This is a genomic window from Photobacterium sagamiensis, from assembly GCF_050337085.1.
GTDB lineage: Bacteria > Pseudomonadota > Gammaproteobacteria > Enterobacterales > Vibrionaceae > Photobacterium > Photobacterium sagamiensis.
In genome coordinates this window covers 1-16,632 of record NZ_JAKJSP010000059.1, presented here as the reverse complement: position 1 = coordinate 16,632, position 16,632 = coordinate 1, and the positions used below count along the sequence as shown (strand labels likewise).

The following is a 16,632-nucleotide window of genomic DNA, read 5'->3' as shown; positions in this document are numbered from 1 at the left end:
GCGTTTTTTTATATTGATGAAAGCGGTAATGATCAGTGTTGTGGCCGGTAGCGGATATCCTGCAGGTTAAAGCCAAGCTGCAGATCTGTTTTCAGCGTGGAAACTTGTTTCGATGCGATTGCTAGATCATGGTGTTCATCGACTTTTTTCTTCCACTTAGGCTGCAGATCATCGGCGGCAATAATGGCATCAAGGTTCGGGTAGAGTGACAGTAATTCTATGGCTGCTTTCGGGCCGATACCGGGAATGCCGGGAATTTTACTGGAGCTGATCCCTGCCAAGCCCCAGTAGTCGGTAAGCTGTTCTGGCTTAACCCCATACTCTTTTTCGACAAAGGGGCTATCGAGCCAGCGCTGCTGGAAATAATCACGCACATATAATGTCGGGCGCAAGAGCTGGCAGTAGCCTTTATCGGTTGAAATAATGGTCACATTCTCACCTCTGTCGGCGACTTTCAGTGCCAGAGTGGCTACTAAATCATCGGCTTCATCACCATCTGATAACAGTGAGTCGATCCCCATCGCCATAAAGGCATCCTGTATCACTTCCATACCTTCAACCAGTTCAGGCGGCATCGGCTTGCGGCCTTCTTTGTAGTGAGGCAGGAGCTCGGCACGCCACCCCCGATCGTCGCTATGATGGTCAAATACCGCCACAATATGCGAAGGGGTGCTGCTCTTAATGATCTTGCCTAATGCCTGGCAGCAAACACGGGCAGTGTTGTGTACATCCGGCTCGCCGGGTTGGGCTGCATGAACACGACGAATAAGGTTTAGGGCATCAATAACAACAAGATGGATAGACATAAAAGTGACTGACTTTGATAAGAATAAGGGCCGATACAGGCCCTTATTCTATACCCAAACCACCTCAAGGTGCGAGAGAGTGTAACCGCTGTGTGGATTATTTCCCGTTTGTCCGGGCAGTGATGATCTCGTAGCAAGGCTCATACTGAGTACCAGGTAGCTTCATCCGTTGTTGTTCAACGAAATGCTTCAACAGTTTGTCCATACGTTTCATCAGTGTGAGATCACCATTGATCTTAAATGGCCCTTTCCGTTCAATTTCACGGATCCCTTCTTCCTTCACATTACCGGCAACAATGCCAGAAAAAGCGCGTCGTAAAGAGGCGGCAAGGTGTTCCGGACGTTGATTTGTGTGTAGATCTAATGTTGACATTGAGTCGTGGGTTGGTTCAAACGGTAACTGAAATTCAGGTGGGATTTTCAGTGACCAATTAAAACTGTAAGCATCGCCAGTTGCCAAACGGTGCTCTTTAATCAATGGCATTGATGCCTTCATGACCTGGGCTACTTTCTCCGGATCATCAATAATAATATGATAATGTTTTTGGGCTTCTGCCCCTAAGGTGTCTTTGATGAAGGAATCAAGGGTACGGAAATACGCTTCACTTTCTTTTGGTCCGGTCAGTACTAAAGGCATTGGCTGATCGGCATTTTCCGGGTGCATTAAAATCCCCAGAATATAGAGCAACTCTTCTGCCGTACCTGCTCCGCCCGGGAAAATAATAATGCCGTGCCCTATGCGGATAAAGCCTTCCAGACGCTTTTCGATATCCGGAAAAATTACTAACTCGTTAACAATCGGATTCGGTGGTTCAGCGGCAATAATTGACGGCTCGGTCATGCCAAGAAAACGACTGTTGCTATAACGCTGTTGAGCATGACCGATAGCCGCGCCTTTCATTGGCCCTTCCATCGCACCGGGGCCGCAGCCTGTACAGATATTCAGTTCGCGCAAGCCCAGTTCATGGCCCACTTCTCGGGTGTACTGATATTCGACCGGATTGATCGAGTGGCCGCCCCAGCATACAACGATATTAGGATCTTCGCCGGAATGTAACATCTGGGCGTTACGTAAGATACTGAATATAAAGTTGGTAATGTGAATGGCGCTGGTTAGGTTGATGTCATTGCGCTGCTGTACATGCATGTTGACGTAGACGATATCACGCAGTACCGCAAACATATGCTCCTGTATACCTCGGATAATACGACCATCAACAAAGGCATGTTCTGGTGGATTGATCAGTTCGAGCTTGATACCACGCTCACGACGCATGACATTGACATCAAAGCTTTTGTGCTTCTCTAGCAGTTCTTTTGAGTTATCGGTATGGCTGCCGGAGTTTAAGACTGCCAGTGAACAGTTTCGATACAAGCGATACAGATCACTGGATGCCGTCGCTTTCAGTCGATCGACTTCGAGTTGCGAAAGCAGCTCCATGGCTCCGACTGGACTGATATGAGTAATCATAGTTACCTCCCTGGTCACGATGAAACGGCGTTGGTTACGTCGTAAGATAAAATCTTAGAATAATACCAATCGGCATTTGTACTCAGTGTGTTGCTTATATGTCTAATACCATTATTAAAAGTGCCATTTATACTTATATTTTTTTGTCAGTAATAGCGTACTTTCTATCTGCTCCAGAACGAAATAGCGGCAAGTTGGACGGTGGCAGGAGTCTGCTGAAGATATAATACCAATGGATATAAGTATCAAATAGGTATAAAGGTTATTATCAGACTGTTAACAATCAATCTGTTACTTTCACCATACACAGGGATAAAGGATTTGACCAGATATCAGTGATAATTAGTTTTATCCCAATTGGTATTACGGTTATGAAATCCAGATCATGCGGTTACGGCCGGCACTTTTAGCACTGTAGAGGGCTTTTTCAGTACGCTCAATGATATCGGTTGGCGTATCGTTACCTTCAAATAAGGTGGCACCAATCGATATTGAAATAGTGACATTCTGATCCCGGAAGCGGAAAGGCAATTGGGAAATCGACTCGCGGACCTTGTTAAGACGTTTAACCCTTTCCTCCTCATTAACATCAGGCATGATCACGACAAATTCATCGCCGTCAAAACGGGCGATGAAGTCGGTTTCTTCCAGACACTGATGGATAGTGCGGGCGATGATCTTTAATGCTTTATCACCGGCCAAATGGCCGTAACTGTCATTTATGTCCTTGAAATCATCGAGATCTATCAATGCAACGCATAACGGATGCTGATAGCGGAGCCAGCGACGATACTCATGTTCAAGGCGATCATTCAGTGCTGCGCGGTTATAGACTTTGGTCAGGTGATCAAGAAACATTTTACGTTCCTGATCATTGAGGCGCTGACGGTAATCCAGAGTTTGCTCAAACAAGGTGGTGACTTTATTCTCGTTATAACTGAGCTGCTCAATCAGCATCTTTTCTCGTTTTTCCAGCGCGCGGTTGCGATCGACCAGAGTCTGTAACTCTTTCGTCAGATCGTTTAATGTCGGGCGCCAGTTTTCCAGGTTTTTTTGATCTTGCAGGCCTTGTTTGACGGTATTGACGACGGTCGCCAGTTCCGTGGTGAGTTCGCCGTGATGTTCGTATAAGGCGGATGTCTGGCCAACATTTTGATTGGTGGTTTTTTGCAGTGTCGCCAGATCGCTGTTCACCGAATCTAAGAATTTCTGTGATGAACGACGTTCCTGGTGGGTGCCATTAAGTACCAGGCGCAAGACTTCCAGAGACAACTCAATCAATGTCTGTGGTGGTACACCGATCAATAAGCGGTTACGGATGGTCAGCAGTTTATCACCGGATTCGCCGTCAAAATCCAGCTCGGTGATCAAATGCTGTAGTTCATTGGTCAGCTGAAGCTGCAAATCATGATCTAGGGTGTCTTTAAGAACCAGATTATCATTGGATGTTGATATCAGCTTCAGAGAGCGCTCATACAATTCCAGCAAGCGCAGAATACGTTGGTGGTTGTGAGCGAGGCTGTCAGACTTTGCACTGAGAATATTGCGCAGTTCGCGTTTCAGCTGAGCCGGTAAACCGTGAACCCGTTTTAGCGTTTCACCACTCTGGTGGATCTGCTGTTCGAGACGATGGTTTTCTTTTTCAGTGAATCCGGCTTGCCGGGTAACTAAGCGTTCAATAATAGCCAGGCGAGGAATGAGTTTACTGATGTCTTTGGGTTGGTCGAGCTCAGTGCGAAGTTCAGTCAGCTTAGTGTCAAGCTCATTGTCCAGTCCGCGACAAGCGACAGATAAACGAGTGATCAAGCGTTTTAATATCACAATCTCACGGCGAGACTTCAGCGAAGCATCGCGATAAGACAATTGAGCTTGGTCTAAGCGCTGCTTCAATTTACTCACTTCCGAAGCAACGGCATTAATATCATTCACTTTGTTTATTAATTACCCAAAAACATAATATTAACCTTTTTAATTAGTCATTTACTCAGGCGTATTCGGTTCATGTTAACAAAAAACGAGCTTGCCGTTTAGCTGTTATCGGCGTGATGATAGATAACTCTATTAGTTTAAATGACATTTTTGTCTGAATCGTGATCATTGTTCCAGTTGAATTCTTTTGCCGATGAGCTCTGCACTTTGACCAGTCCGTTATCAATGCCCTGAATACAGGCTTTACGAATATTATCACATGCGAAACTCGCTGCCGGCGCGGCATCAATTGCACTCAGGTGTACCCATTGGCTACCTTGCTCAACCTGGCTGTTAAGACGTGCAGCGTTAGCGGCCATCAGCAGGATATCAATCAGCTCCTGATCATTGATGGCAGTGTAAGCACGAGGCAAAAAGGGGTATTCGGCCATACCGATGCGAACTCGTGAATCGAGTTGGCGTTCAATCAGGAAGTTATCGACCAGTTGCTGGATTGAATCCGCTAACTGTTTTGGCTCTGTATTTAAGCGCGAGTTAGGCTCTATATACAGGAACATCGCGTCTGAAAAGTGGTAGAGACGTGCCGGCTTGCAGACCTGCTCTTTCAGATAATCACCAAATTGACGCTCGACTTCTAATCCGTGCTGGTAGCCGTATTGCAGGTAAAGGTGCTTCAAAAAAGGGACTTCAAATAACGCAAATCGCAGGCGATCACTCAGCGGCTCATTAATAATTTCACCTAAATGCCATTGTTCAAAGTTAGCACTGCTCTGTTGCAGCGAATTTGACAGGCGTGCATTGAGCATCCGCAGGTTGCGTAACCCACTACGAGTGTGGGTATAGAATTCAGTACGTAAAACCCCCAGTCTTTTTTGCAGTTGCTTAACTATCCGGTGGCGGCGGATTAGAAAAATGATCAGTAACGCAATTAAGCTGAGTAAAAACAGACTTACTATTTTTTGTTTGTATATCGATTTTTCATTTTCAAATTGCTGACGTTCCATTTCTTCAAGCTGCAAAGAACGCTCCAGCATCCGTTGCTGTTGCTTGAATACCTCAACATGACTTTTGGTCTGGCTTTCTTGCTGGCTGGCAAAAAGCTGCTCATATCGTCGCTGGCTTAACAAGGCATTGTAGTAGTCATGCTGTTTTTCGAAGGCCTCAGAAAGAATAGACTCTCCTTGCAGCTGAAGTTCCCGTTGTCCTGTGCGACTGGCTGAAATCAGACCTGCTTGCAGCGTTGAAATGGCCTCTTCGAGCCGACCTTCGGCTAATTCAAGCTTGCCTTGCAGGATTTGGATTTCGGCCTGGATGGTTTCATTGCCTGCTTGCTGAGTAAGTTGACGGGCTTGCAGAAGATACTGCTCTGCTTTCGGGTAGTTGTATAGATGCAGATAGACCCGGGCTATACTCAGTCGCAGGCGGGCTGAACGAATATTATGCCGCAGTTTATTCTCCTGATCTAATGCATTGAAATAATGCACCAAAGCAAGGTTGTAACGATTTTGTTGTTCATAGATGGAAGCAATAAGCGCTAATGTTTTGGCCAGAGGCTGAGTGTGTTGGAAATGCTCGAAAAATTCACCCGCCTGGGTGGCGTGCTCCAACGCTTTATCAAAGACATTGCGCTGTTCAAATAACATTGCAAGCTCGTAGTTTGCGAGCGCTATTTTTGCTTTGTTTTCGCTCTCTACAGCCAGCCAGTAACCACTAAGCAGGCGGTCTAACGCTAAATCGTAGTGCTTCTGTTGCAGGTAGTGATGGCCTATCGTGAGTTGATAAGTGATCAGCTCTTCCTGATCGTCCAGATCATTCAAAAAACGTTTGGCTTGAGCAAACAGTTTTTCGGCCTGGTCATTATTATCAAGAGCGGATTCGATGACGGCACGCTGCATCGACGATTGATATTGCAGCACTTTAATCTGTTTGGTGAGTTTAAGCGGCTGCGACTGACTGATATCGTTATCAACCAGATCCAACATGTTGAGGGCAATGGCGCTGTTTTTCAGGTTGTCCCAGTACATTTTGGCATGAAGAAGGCGTGTTTCAAAAATGGTATAGGTGAGCCCATTGTTGGTGGCCAACGCTTCCGCTGACTTAATGGTACTGATGGCTTTTTCTGGCTGGTTTAACAGCGAGTATGCCTGCGCTTTGATCTGCAGCGCATTGATTGTATTGAGGGGAGTGCGAATCGTATGGTCGGTTTCGTCATTAACATGAACGCGCGACGGTTCTTTTGGCTCACTTAAGCGACGTTGGCTTAAATAACGATTGACGGCTTCCAGAGATTTTTCCGGGCTGGTTTGTAATAGCTCACTAGCGTCAGTCAGAATTGGCGTAGTATAGATTTTTGCATTCGCGCTAAAGGAAGCAATCAGGATAATTATTATACTTAGCAGCCAACGGCGAAAACTCATACTATCTCTTAAACCACAATAAACACAGTGGTCTAATATTACTGGGTTGGGGAATCAAGTCCAGCAAAGTACACGTTTTTGCTGGACTTATTGCCTCAAATCCCGTCGTCTGGTAATTACTGACGAGCTAAGCGGAAGTTATCGCTTGGCGTTTTGCCTTGATTGGTACGGTATGGGTTGATATCTAATCCGCCACGACGGGTATAACGTGCATAAACGGTCAGTAATTCTGGCTGGCAGAACTTCATGATATCCGTAAAAATACGCTCAACGCATTGCTCGTGGAATTCATTGTGGTTGCGGAAAGAAACCAGATAGCGCAGCAGTTTTTCGCGATTAATACGCTTGCCTTTATATGAGATCTTTACGCTGCCCCAGTCGGGCTGGCTGGTGATCAGACAGTTGGACTTAAGAAGGTGGCTATTTAGCTCCTCGGTCACAACCTCTTCTTCAGCCGCACCCTCAAGGTAGCTGGCATCAAATTCATAATCGGTAATTTCAATATCTTGATCATCGATACATTCGCCACTGAAATTGACAATCGGCTGGTCATCAAAATCGGCTAAAGGTTGAATAGTGACATCGACATCTTCATCGGCACACTGGGTTAAATCTTTCTGAAGCGCATCAGCCACTTCCTGCCAGCTTGCAAATTTAGTTTGGTTGAAGCTGTTTAGATATAGCTTGAATGACTTCGATTCAATCAGGTTCGGGCTGCTGGCCGGTAGGCGAACTTCACCAATGGCAACCTGGGGTAGGCCTTTGCTGTTTAACCATGAAAGCTCATAGAGTGTCCAGATGTCATAACCAGTAAATGGCAATGTTTCGCCAAGTGCCAGATCATCACGATTCAGGCTGCGTGGTACAGGCTGAAGAAGAGAGGGATCATACTGGTCTTTGTATTCCGTACCCTGACCTAGGGTTAAACCGGCTAATTCTTTCGCGTCTTGATATTTGCTCATACTGTCCTGGACACACTTGGATTAGAATAGGCAAAGTTTACTTAATCTTTTGTGAGGTTGCGAATGAATCATCCGGTTGCGGTCGCTTTATCTGAATTTTCCACCCGTTTTTTGCAAGCATGGTGTGATGCCGGTCAAGGTTTTCCACGAAGTGGTGACTTGGTCGGCTTGGTCTCACCATGTGTAAAGGTCGATGATGGCTACGAAGTGACCTGGACTCCGGTTGCCCGAAATCCGATGGGGGATCTTGCCGGGGTAGAAAAAGGGATTGAGCTGTGTCTGCATGAGGATATTACCGCTTTTTACGGTGCGCAGTTTAGCGGTGATATGACTGCCAGGTTCCAAGGGGAAGGTCACGATATAGAGTTTGACTTGCTTCAGGCATTCAGTAATGAAGATGTGCAGCGTTTGCAGGAAAATATTCTTGGCCACTTAGTGACCCAGCGTCGCCTGAAACTCAAACCGACCGTATTTATCGGCGCATTAGAAAAAGAAGATAAAGTCATCGCTATCTGTAATATGACCGGCCAGGTGGTATTGGAGACCTTGGGCAAAAATATACCTGAGGTTCTGGCGGAAGATGTCGCAAGCTTTCTGCGTCAGTTAGAGCCCGTGGTAAAAGAGGCCTGATCCATGTATATAACTGAACTGGATTTTGAGGTTTATTGTGACACCTCTCTGGGGGCCGTTGAAAAAGCGATCAACTATTGTTTGGACTGCCTGCGTTACAGCGGTCAAATTATTGGTCGTGAACTCCCAATAGCGATGGACGGTGGCAATTTTGTTGCCAGAGTTGTTTGCCCTGAGGCGAACAGTCTTCATCCTGACTTCCATAGCCCTCAGGTTAAACTGGCTTTCGACCAGCTAAGCAAATCTGGATTATTACGACCGAAAGTGAAAGTTATCGGTGAAGATATGAATTCTGATCCCAGTGATGAATGTGAAAAGCCCAGTTGGCAGATTTTATACACCAGTCACTTGCATACCTGCTCACCGATCCGCTGTGGTGAACATTTCCAGCCTGTACCTCTATATCGGTTACCTTCACTCGAAAATGGCGATCAGAAGCAATTGATCAAATGGCAGGAGGACTGGAGCGCTTGTGATCAACTCCAAATGAATGCTTCAGTGGTTGAGCACCCTACGTTGCTTGAAATCAGCTCCAGTAAAAGCACTCTGTTTCGCCGAGGTTGGGATTTATGTCGCCGTATGGAGGTGGTAAGTGATATCCCTACCTACCTGTATATCTATCGCGTTGGTGGTGAAAGTAAAGAATCAGAGCAAGCACGTGTCTGCCCTGTTTGCGGAGGTAATTGGGCACTGGACGAGCCATTGCATGAGATATTTGATTTTAAATGCGACGAATGCCGTTTGGTGACTAACCTGTCGTGGGATTTTAAGGATTAAACATTCTCGACAGCAGTAAAACAGGTGGCTATCGATAGATTTTATTGATAGCTGCTCTGAAGAGCTTTGGAACAAAACCGCGTTAGAGCTTATGCTTTAACTCGGGCATTTCGGATAAAGAGAAGTATCCCGAATCACCTAATGCCACTGCATTACCACTGTCATAGTCGTACACGGTGAAACACTCGCAATCGGGAATTAGCGAGCGTACGAGTAACACTCAAGCAGGTTTTGATATGTGAAACTGGAGACTCTTCAAGCAGTGCCGCCGTTTTTAGTATTAGTGTGTTATCAAGCTATAGTTATTTATATAATAATGGTAAAAAGCCTCATCTTTCGAGGCTTTTTTCGGATTGGCTACAAGATTCTCAGATTGGCTTGCTTGCAAGCTGTTATTATATCTTTGGGTATCTCATCGTTGGTGACAAGAAAGTCAAAGTCCTGAAGGTTGCCTATTTGAGCTGGTTTAATCGCGCCTATAGCTCTTGTGCCCACTACTAAATATTTTTTTACTGATTTACGTATTACCGCTGATTTTATAATTGCATTGTTAATGTGATTGCATGTCGCGCCAAATTCTTTATCAATCCCTAATGCGGAGATGAAAGCTTTATTAAAAACGTATTTCTCAAAGGGATCGCCTGAAGCAACGACAAAGCAATCAGTTGTTGGATCATATGCTCCGCCGATAAGGATGGCTTTGCAGTTTGGCTTATTTCTGAGAGCTAGGAATGTTTGTAGTGAGTGACAAACACCAGTGAAAGTTAGTTGTTCTGAAATGGAGGAGACAATATCAGGGATTTCTTTACCATCATCAAAAAACACAAAATCACCATCCTCAACAATAGAGGATGCCAGTGATGAAATTAACTGATTTTCATCGTTTGAAAATTCTTGCAGAGGCCGGTGGTTATGCTCGTACTGAACTTTTGTCTTTAATGTTATATAGCCGCCGTAATAGTCGAGCGGAGTTTGTTTACCAGCGTCAGAGTTTAGGTCTCGTCTCACCGTCATTTCCGAGACTTCAAGCGTTCTAGAAACCTCTTTGAGGTGGATTCGATCTGAGTGAGCGAGTAATGCTTCAATGCGTCTTAGGCGCTCTAGCTGCTTTGTAACCATATTATTCCTTTACATTCGCCCAAAACCAATTGGGCGAATAATATCAAACATCTAATACTCTTTTCCAGTTAGTTCTGTTCCGTTGACAATAGCCACACCGGCACTTGTGCCAATTCGGTTAGCGCCTGCTTCAATCATGGCATCAGCAAGTTCTTTCGTTCTCACTCCACCAGACGCCTTTACACCTATCTCCTTACCAACAGTTTTACGCATCAACGACACAGCTTTAACTGTAGCGCCTCCATTAGAAAACCCTGTCGACGTTTTAACGAAGTCAACACCAATCTTTTTACATATACGGCAGAGTGTTTCTATCTCTTCATCGGTCAGTAAGCATGTTTCAAAGATAACCTTAAGTAAATAAGGCGTACATGCTTCTTTGATCGCAGTTATTTCTTCTTCCACTTTCGTATATGAATGCTCAAGTACGTGACCAATGTTAACGACCATATCAATTTCTGACGCTCCGTTAGCAATCGCATCTTTGGTCTCCAATTCCTTTGTGTTTGTTGTGTTAGCGCCAAGTGGGAATCCTATCACTGTACATACCTTAACAGACGTATTTTCTAGTGCTTGATACGCTGCCTTAACATGACATGGGTTCACGCAAACAGAAAAAAAATGGCTTTCTACAGCTTCTTTACACAATGTTTCAATATCACTTGTCGTCGCTGTTGATAGCAACAACGTGTGGTCGATCATGTTATTCATTTCTAGCTCCTTCAATGTTTAACAATGCCGCAATGTTAGAATCCTAACACCCAATGAATCGCACCTCAACACTGATTGTGAAGGGGGTCGGCATTCTTTTAATGTCGATAACGTCACAAAACATCATCAACTTCAATGTTAATGTTACTTTCATAACATCGAACGTTAATTAGGAGGCTAGTATGTCGATTGCAGTAATTGGTTCCAATATGGTTGATTTGATCACCTACACAGACAGAATGCCAAAAGAAGGAGAAACTCTTGCGGCGCCGTCATTCAAAATGGGTTGTGGTGGCAAAGGAGCAAATCAGGCTGTCGCAGCCGCAAAATTGGGTTCTAACGTAACAATGGTCAGTAAGGTCGGTGATGACTTGTTTGCTGATAACACAATTCGTAACTTTCAATCGTATGGCATTAATACTCGCCATGTAGAAAAAGTGCCACAAACATCGAGTGGAGTTGCTCCAATCTTTGTTAACCCATCGTCTTCAAATAGCATTTTGATCATCAAAGGTGCAAACGACTTCTTGCTGCCAGCGGATATCGATAAAGCATCAGAAGTTTTGAAAATGTGTAATTTGATAATACTTCAGCTAGAAATCCCGACAGAAACCGTTTATTACGCAATTGATTTTGCAAATAAACATAATATTCCCGTTTTATTAAACCCAGCCCCAGCCTTGCCGGACCTAGATTTAGAGTATGCCTGTAAGTGTGATTTCTTTATTCCAAATGAAACTGAACTTGAAATTTTGGTTGGCATGCCGGTTGATACTCTAGATAACATTAAAGCCGCGGCAAAAATACTTCTTCGCAAGGGTTTGAAAAATCTGATCGTGACAATGGGTGAGAAAGGTTCACTTTGGATGAACAACATGGGCGACATTGATGTAGTTCAGCCAGTGAAAGTGAAATCCCAAGACACGAGTGGAGCCGGAGATGCGTTTATCGGCTGCTTTGCTCATTACTATTCAAAAACCAATAACATTAAATTATCTATGGGAATGGCATCTGTATTTGCTGGCTTCAGTGTGACCGGAAAAGGCACTCAGGCATCTTATCCAAGTATCGAACAATTTGATGAATTCCAGAAGAAATATATCTTGTAATACTGTTTACCTACTAATGAAAGGATTACATTATGATAAAGAATAATACACAACAGGAAGCTGATGGCTACCTCAATAAAACACCAATATTCCAATTTATTTTATTGTCATGTTTATTTCCGCTTTGGGGATGCGCAGCATCACTGAATGATATATTAATCACTCAATTTAAAACGGTCTTTGAATTAAGTAACTTTGCAAGTGCACTTGTTCAAAGTGCATTTTATGGTGGTTATTTTTTAATTGCCATTCCAGCTTCTTTAGTCATTAAAAAAGCCTCGTATAAATTTGCAATTCTTACGGGTCTCACGCTTTATATTGGTGGATGTATGATGTTCTTCCCAGCATCAACCATGGCCACTTATACCATATTCTTGGCTGCTATTTTCGCCATAGCTATAGGTTTGAGCTTTTTGGAAACGGCTGCAAATACATATAGTTCTATGATCGGCCCTCGTCAATTGGCAACACTTCGACTAAATATTAGCCAGACGTTCTACCCTATTGGTGCTATTGCGGGCATTCTTTTAGGTAAATATCTCATTTTCCAAGACGGTGCGAGTTTAGAAGCACAAATGGCTCTAATGAATCCAGAGCAAATTCATGCATTTAAGCTAGAGATGCTACAGCACACGCTTGAACCTTATCGTTACATCATATTTGTTCTATTGGCGGTGATGTTCCTTTTTGTAATGACAAGCTACCCACAATGTAAGGTTCAAACTAAAGCCGGTACGAAAGCACCTTCAATTGGCGAAACACTTAAATACCTTTCAACTAACAAAAGATTTAAGAAAGGTATCGTAGCTCAATTTCTATATGTTGGCATGCAAGTTGCGGTTTGGTCTTTCACTATTCGACTGGCACTTGAACTCAGTGATATGAATGAAAGAGGTGCATCGAACTTTATGGTATATAGCTTCGTTTGCTTCTTTATCGGTAAGTTTGTCGCAAACATCCTGATGACCAAATTCTCCCCAGATAAAGTTCTGGTTGCTTACTCTATTATTGGAGCCGCATTCTTAGCTTATGTTTCTTTAGTCGGCGACTTCAGTGCAGTTTATGTTGCCGTAGCTGTCAGCGTATTGTTTGGACCATGCTGGGCCACCATTTATGCTGGCACTTTGGAAACGGTTGATAACGAATATACCGAAACCGCTGGTGCTGTGATTGTTATGGCTATCGTCGGCGCTGCGGTTGTTCCTGCTATCCAAGGTTATATTGCTGACTTAGTTGGTATGCAGATGTCTTTCCTAGTATCTATGTTGTGCTTTGTATACGTGGGTGTTTATTTCTATGGTGAGCTATCCGTTAAAAAAGAAGCGAACCCAGAACCAGTAACAAACTAAATAAAGAAGCACCAAAGTTACCGCTTTGGTGCTACTAATTGGAGATTCCACAAATGATTTATTTTCCGCTTTATAAAGAATTATTCACTCGTGAAACAAAGATGCTGCTGGATACAAATGGAGTAAAAGTTTCGGCTTTTAAATATAACTCTGGCGTGGAGGCCCTAAAAGTTGAGAACTCTCAAGGCTACCTAATCGTCTTACCTTATGTCGGACAAATGATTTGGGATGCTCGTTTCAAAGGTATCGATATGTGCATGGAGAACATGTTTAGCGAACCCAAAGCTAAAAATACCATTATTGAAACTTACGGATGCTTTGCTTTCCACTCCGGAATAATTAGAAATGGTTGCCCATCACCACAAGATGATCACCCACTCCATGGCGAAATGCCCTGTGCCGCAATGGATAAAGCGTGGTTGGAAATTGATGGGGATAAAGTGTCTGTTAAAGGAGAGTATGAATATGTAATGGGGTTTGGTGACCATTACTTAGCATCTCCAAGTGTGGCTTTGGCGCAGGACTCATCACTTTTTAAAATTTGTATGACGGTTAAGAACTTAGCCAGCGTGCCAATGCCACTACAATATATGTGCCACATGAACACCGCATATTTTGAAAATGCGACACTCTCGCAAAACATACCTAACCGCGCAATTCAGCTACGTGAATCCATTCCAGCACATGTTAAACCAACACCAAGTTGGCTTGATTTTAATCAGACGTTAAAGCAATCATCGACTCCGATAAATTGTCTCAACACACCTGAATTTTATGACCCTGAAATTGTATATTTCATGGATGATTTGAGCAAATACTCAGAGAATCTTGAATTTAAAATGGAACTTGAAGATGGCAGGGTGTTAATCACTAAATTCAACTCATCTGAGTTCAACTTCGCCACCCGTTGGATTCTGTACAATGGGGATCAGAAGGTGGGAGCCTATGTGTTACCTGCGACATGCAGGCCTGAAGGATATCTTGCTGCAAAAGAGTCTGGCAGTTTGATTGTGTTAGAAACTGGAGGGGTTCGGACTTTTACCGTGGAAACTGGTGTCCTCTAAATAATGTAGAAAAAATTTATCAACAGGTAACCTTCAAGGATGGTTTGTAACTTGAACCATCCATCCCATAGCATTGGCCAACCAACGCGACCGGTTCGTTTTGTATTGTTATAGTGAATTTGGCCTCCGGGGATTAGAGGTAGTCGCTTAATTCTAAGATGTTCGGCATTCTTAAAATGTATCTCAATCTCATAATTACTTGGTGATACTGAAACTTGCTTGTAACTTGATATGGGGACGAAATCGACTTAGGCATCGACACACGCTTTTGCTGATAGCGAGCAAAGAGCTATAGCAAGAAAGAGTACCTAGAATTTTACGCAACGCTCGTTATTGGGAGTTACTGAGCTAGTTAGTTAGCTAGCTAGCTGCCTGCCACGAACGATCACCATCACTACATTAGTTCAAGTATTGAAAATCAAGATGAACAGGATGTGAGTGAGCAATACCCTAAGTGGGAAAGGGGCAAAAGCCACTTGATAGCAACGCTCATTATTGGAAGTCTTCGATCATAAATTTGCCAGAGTTGAGGCAAATCAGTACGCATGATTCGCAACAAAATCACACCATCGAGTGGCAAGCCTGTGATGAAATTTTAATGGGTTGTGGTTGCAAGGCTGAACATGCGATCTTGCATGAAGTCTATGATGCTGACAGCGCTCTGTTCTGCCGAGGCTGGGATCTTCGTGGCCGTATCGAATACATCATGAAAATACCGACGTATTATTATCAATATCAGGTGGGCGGCGACTGGCGGTTGGATGAACCTCTATATGGTATCTTCCAGTTCAAATGTGATGACTGCCGAATTGTCTCTAACCTGTTGTGGGACTTGCAATAATATCAACCTAGTACCTTGACTCATTAATTATGATTGATTGAGCATATTAATTCTTTATCGATGAAGCTAAACAGTCGTCATCCTCGAAATCGCTTAATGTTGATCTTTTCATTATCGATTGGATTTACAGTAGCGATTATCGGGGATCCACAGTCCACTGAACCTTCCGTGCATGATGGATCCCTGATAACCGCCTGATGAGTTTTGAGAAAGCCAGCAAGTTCAGTGTTTGGCGGTTTCTGGGATGACGGACTTTGACCGTTGCAATCAATCATTTTCATTGTGTTTAGGTGCTAGATAACATCAGCTATACAGAGGGGGCACCTTTCAGTGCCCTTGTTTTAATTGTTCTCTAAACGCGCTAGTCGGGTGGTTAGTTCGGCGACTTGCTGTTCAAGCTGTTTGATGCGCGCTTCGGTATTGAGTGTCGGCTCTGTTTTTTGAATATTCGGGACTTTGGCATTTTTCTTCCATGCTTGCAGCGCTTTAATAATCACAGGCATTGGCAGCGGCTCAGCCAGTCTTGATTTGATTAAGGCGACAGAGGGCTCTTTGCCTTCTGCGATAAGTGACGTAATAACCTGTTCTAATGCTTGGGTGATGTCTGACATTTTATCCTGGATCCCTGTGGGCTACATGTATATGGGCTATTTTCGTAGCAAAGCATCGAGTTGATCAATGACTTCACACCAGTCTGCATCCTGTTCCTGGGATTCTTTTAAAAAACGTTGCTGAGATGGTTGTAAAAAATTGGCTTCAATTAATTTTTCGTGTTGTTCAAGACGGTGTTCTGTGAGGAAGTTTTCAATAAATTCTTTTGAGTTGTTTAACCCTAGTTGACTGAAAAGACTTGATAAATTGTGATTGAATGTTTCCATTATTATTCCCTCAGCAAATTAATATTATACCCAAACCACCTCAAGCTGCAGAGTTCAGCGAGAATTCATTGGCTTTTGTTACGGCAGCCATTTGAGTGAATAGTGGTTCTAGATAAGTATAGTGAGGCTGGATTCAAGCAACAAGTCGACCTGATGTCTGCCGCTCTTGTAAGAGATCTCTTACAAAGGCGTAGGAGATACTCGGCTTGATTGGTGGTCATTATGGTAAGTGAAATAGATTACTTGTTTATTATCAGTAACTTGTGCTTTTCGTGCATTCTTTTTTCTTAACTGTTTATCAGAAAGGCGATTTTCCTACCTTGTTCAGAATCGGAAAAAGGGTAATCTTATTGGTGTCGGAAGGAACTGACCGGAACGGAACAGGAAATAGCCAAGGATTATGGCAGTCTCAGGATGAGGCCGGTATGTCAGGATGATGTATCGAACATGGACTGTGAAGGGAACAACCGAAGGATTGGTTAATAGTAAGTAGGATACTTACTGGTCAGGAAGACAAATGGACCACTTCAGGATGAAGTCAGGGACACCTCTAGGATAGAGGCATAAAG

14 protein-coding genes and 1 pseudogene are annotated in these 16,632 nt (G+C 43.7%); 6 read left to right on the top strand and 9 right to left on the bottom strand.

Annotation, left to right across the window (positions count from 1 at the left end):
- Positions 1–32: 32 nt before the first annotated feature.
- The 5 genes from xni to queF form a co-directional block, all read right to left on the bottom strand.
- Positions 33–806 (bottom strand): flap endonuclease Xni, encoded by a 774-nt coding sequence (gene xni, locus L4D76_RS23550; protein WP_428443304.1) that lies wholly within the window; start codon positions 804–806, stop codon positions 33–35.
- A 97-nt stretch (positions 807–903) separates the two neighbouring features.
- The gene (gene ppnN, locus L4D76_RS23545) at positions 904–2,277 is read right to left on the bottom strand and encodes a nucleotide 5'-monophosphate nucleosidase PpnN (protein ID WP_428443303.1); all 1,374 of its coding nucleotides are present in this window, start codon (positions 2,275–2,277) and stop codon (positions 904–906) included.
- Positions 2,278–2,646: 369 nt separating this feature from the next.
- Positions 2,647–4,206 carry a GGDEF domain-containing protein gene (locus L4D76_RS23540; protein WP_428443302.1) on the bottom strand — a complete coding sequence of 520 codons (1,560 nt, stop codon included), beginning with the start codon at positions 4,204–4,206 and terminating at the stop codon, positions 2,647–2,649.
- A 137-nt stretch (positions 4,207–4,343) separates the two neighbouring features.
- Positions 4,344–6,623: a tetratricopeptide repeat protein gene (locus L4D76_RS23535; protein WP_428443301.1), complete on the bottom strand. Its 2,280-nt coding sequence runs from the start codon at positions 6,621–6,623 to the stop codon at positions 4,344–4,346.
- A 116-nt stretch (positions 6,624–6,739) separates the two neighbouring features.
- Positions 6,740–7,585 (bottom strand): NADPH-dependent 7-cyano-7-deazaguanine reductase QueF, encoded by an 846-nt coding sequence (gene queF, locus L4D76_RS23530; protein ID WP_428443300.1) that lies wholly within the window; start codon positions 7,583–7,585, stop codon positions 6,740–6,742.
- Between the two features lie 63 nt (positions 7,586–7,648).
- On the opposite strand from queF, the gene syd reads away from it, so the two are divergent.
- The gene (gene syd / locus L4D76_RS23525; RefSeq protein ID WP_428443299.1) at positions 7,649–8,215 is read left to right on the top strand and encodes a SecY-interacting protein; all 567 of its coding nucleotides are present in this window, start codon (positions 7,649–7,651) and stop codon (positions 8,213–8,215) included.
- A 3-nt stretch (positions 8,216–8,218) separates the two neighbouring features.
- Positions 8,219–8,992 carry a Zn-ribbon-containing protein gene (locus L4D76_RS23520; RefSeq protein WP_428443298.1) on the top strand — a complete coding sequence of 258 codons (774 nt, stop codon included), beginning with the start codon at positions 8,219–8,221 and terminating at the stop codon, positions 8,990–8,992.
- A 357-nt stretch (positions 8,993–9,349) separates the two neighbouring features.
- Here the strand turns inward: L4D76_RS23520 and L4D76_RS23515 are convergent, their stop codons facing one another.
- Together L4D76_RS23515 and deoC are read right to left on the bottom strand one after the other, a co-directional pair.
- Positions 9,350–10,111, bottom strand: coding sequence for a DeoR family transcriptional regulator (locus tag L4D76_RS23515; RefSeq protein ID WP_428443297.1), 762 nt, complete (start codon positions 10,109–10,111; stop codon positions 9,350–9,352).
- Between the two features lie 51 nt (positions 10,112–10,162).
- Positions 10,163–10,822 carry a deoxyribose-phosphate aldolase gene (gene deoC, locus L4D76_RS23510; protein ID WP_428443296.1) on the bottom strand — a complete coding sequence of 220 codons (660 nt, stop codon included), beginning with the start codon at positions 10,820–10,822 and terminating at the stop codon, positions 10,163–10,165.
- A 182-nt stretch (positions 10,823–11,004) separates the two neighbouring features.
- Here deoC and rbsK point away from each other — a divergent pair, with 182 nt between their 5' ends.
- The 4 genes and pseudogenes from rbsK to L4D76_RS23490 form a co-directional block, all read left to right on the top strand.
- Entirely contained in the window at positions 11,005–11,931 is a 927-nt protein-coding gene (gene rbsK / locus L4D76_RS23505; RefSeq protein ID WP_428443295.1) for a ribokinase, read from the top strand.
- A 32-nt stretch (positions 11,932–11,963) separates the two neighbouring features.
- The gene (gene fucP / locus L4D76_RS23500; RefSeq protein ID WP_428443294.1) at positions 11,964–13,280 is read left to right on the top strand and encodes an L-fucose:H+ symporter permease; all 1,317 of its coding nucleotides are present in this window, start codon (positions 11,964–11,966) and stop codon (positions 13,278–13,280) included.
- A gap of 53 nt (positions 13,281–13,333) precedes the next feature.
- Positions 13,334–14,344: an aldose 1-epimerase family protein gene (locus L4D76_RS23495; protein ID WP_428443293.1), complete on the top strand. Its 1,011-nt coding sequence runs from the start codon at positions 13,334–13,336 to the stop codon at positions 14,342–14,344.
- Between the two features lie 505 nt (positions 14,345–14,849).
- Positions 14,850–15,185, top strand: a pseudogene (locus L4D76_RS23490) (DUF2310 family Zn-ribbon-containing protein); the annotation flags it as partial.
- A 341-nt stretch (positions 15,186–15,526) separates the two neighbouring features.
- Here L4D76_RS23490 and L4D76_RS23485 read toward each other — a convergent pair.
- Both L4D76_RS23485 and L4D76_RS23480 read right to left on the bottom strand, forming a co-directional pair.
- Positions 15,527–15,796: a hypothetical protein gene (locus L4D76_RS23485; protein ID WP_428443292.1), complete on the bottom strand. Its 270-nt coding sequence runs from the start codon at positions 15,794–15,796 to the stop codon at positions 15,527–15,529.
- Positions 15,797–15,832: 36 nt separating this feature from the next.
- Positions 15,833–16,063: a DUF2789 domain-containing protein gene (locus L4D76_RS23480; RefSeq protein ID WP_107285008.1), complete on the bottom strand. Its 231-nt coding sequence runs from the start codon at positions 16,061–16,063 to the stop codon at positions 15,833–15,835.
- Positions 16,064–16,632 lie beyond the last annotated feature (569 nt).